The organism is Streptomyces sp. NPDC047880 (genome assembly GCF_040706515.1).
Lineage (GTDB): Bacteria > Actinomycetota > Actinomycetes > Streptomycetales > Streptomycetaceae > Streptomyces.
Window position 1 is genome coordinate 1 of record NZ_JBEZOK010000064.1, and the last position, 2,197, is coordinate 2,197.

Here is a 2,197-nt window from a genome sequence, read left to right on the forward strand (position 1 = left end):
CGGCCCGCCGTCGGCACGCCGAAGGCCACGTCCGCGCTGCCGCTCAGCCGTGACAGCAGCACCGACAACGCCGCCGACATCACCATGAACGGCGTCGCGTTGTGCTCCCGCGCCGTGCGCCGCACGAGCTCCTGCAGTTCCACCGGCCACTCGACGAGGACCTGGGCGCCCCGGTGATCGGCGACCGCCGGACAGGGCCGGTCGGTCGGCAGCTCCAGCCGCATGTCGAAACCGGCGAGTTCCCGCTCCCAGAAAGCCACCTGCCGGCCGAGTCGGCCGTCCGGGTCAGCCTCACCGCCGAGGAGTTCGTGCTGCCACAGCGTGAAGTCGGCGTACTGCACCGCCAACGGCGACCAGGTGGGCTCCGTTCCGGCGGCACGGACCCGGTACGCGGTGAGCAGGTCACGGACCAGCGGTGCGAGGGACGATCCGTCGCCCGCGATGTGGTGCACCGCCAGGGCGAGCCGGTGCTCCGTGGCCGACACCCTGAACAGCCGGGCACGGAACGGGATCTCGGCCGCCAGGTCGAAGGCGTGCCGCGTGACCGCGCCGACCTCGTCGTCCAGCCGCTGCTCCGGCCACGCGGTGGCGTCGACGACATCCCAGGCGAAGTCCGCCCCGGACGCGTCGACAACGCGCTGCTCCGGCACACCGTCCACGGCCGGGAACACCGTCCGCAGACTTTCGTGCCGGGTCACCACGTCGGCGACCGCCGCCCCCAGTGCCTGGGCGTCGAGCCGGCCGGTCAGCCGCAGCACCAGCGGGATGTTGTATGTCGCCGACGGCCCCTCCAGCTGGTGAATGAACCACAGCCGGCGCTGCGCGAAGGACAGCGGCAACCGCTCCGGGCGCACCATCGGCACCCAGGCCCGGACCTCGCCCGACGAGGTCCCCACCAGGCGGGCCAGCCCCGCCGCCGACGGCGTGTCCATCAGGGCGCGAACGCCGATCTCACGGCCGAAGTGCTCCTGGACCGCCGCCGCGACCCGCATCGCGGAGAGCGAGTTGCCGCCGAGGTCGAAGAAGGAGTCGTCCACGCCGACCCTCGGCACGCCGAGGACCTGCGCGAAGATCCCCGTGAGGATCTCCTCGACCGGCGAGGACGGGGCCCGGTAGGCGCCGCCGGTGAACTCCGGTTCGGGAAGTGCCCGTTTGTCCAGTTTGCCATTGACGGTCAGCGGCAGATCGTCGACCACCATGACGACGGCCGGGACCATGTACTCCGGCAGCCGCGAGGCCACCTCGGCCCGCACCACCGCACCGTCCAGGCCGGCGGTCCCGTCCGCGGGTAGGGCATAGCCCACCAGTTGCTTGCCGGCGTCAGTGTCCCGCACCACCACCGCGGCACGCTCCACCCCGGGCACGGCGGCCAGGGCCGCCTCGACCTCGCCCGGCTCGACCCGGTATCCACGGATCTTCACCTGGTCGTCGGCGCGCCCGACGTACTCCAGCTCACCATCCTGGTTCCAGCGCACCAGGTCGCCGGTGCGGTACATCCGCGAACCCGCCGGACCGAACGGACACGCCACGAAACGCGACGCCGTCAGCCCGGGACGGCGGACATAACCACGCGCCACACCCCGGCCCGCGATGTACAGCTCGCCGACGACGCCCACCGGCACCCGGCACAGACCCGCGTCCAGCACGAACAGCGCGTCACCCGGCACCGGCGAGCCGATGGGAGCACCGTGGCCGGGCCGCATGGGCGCGCTCATCGACGCGTAGACGGTGCCCTCAGTCGGACCGTAGGCGTTGATCACCTCCCGTCCGGCGGCCCAGCGCCCGACCAGTTCGGCCGAGCACGCCTCGCCGCCCACGAAGACCGTCCGCACCGTGTCCAGCCCCCGGGGCGACAGCCGGCCCAGGGCGGAGGGCGTCTGGGTCAGGACCGTGACGCCTTCCCGCACGAGCAGGTCATGGAAGCCGGTGGCGGAGTGGACGGTGTCCTCGGAGGCGACGACCAGTCGCCCGCCGTGCAGCAGCGCACCCCACATCTCCCATACGGAGACGTCGAACACATAGGAGTGGAACAGGGACCACACCTGCCCGGGCGACAGCTCGGACGTCCGGGCGGACGTGGTGAACAGCTGCGTGACGTTGGCGTGGGTGACGGATACGCCCTTTGGCGTGCCGGTGGTTCCGGAGGTGTAGATGACGTAGGCGACCTGGTCGGCGTCGGGGTGAGGGAGGGCCGCGG

General features: G+C 72.2%; 1 protein-coding gene. It reads right to left on the reverse strand.

The window, feature by feature from the left end:
- The coding region (locus AB0937_RS38475) for an amino acid adenylation domain-containing protein (RefSeq protein ID WP_366718859.1) at nt 1-2,197 on the reverse strand (2,197 nt) is incomplete at both ends.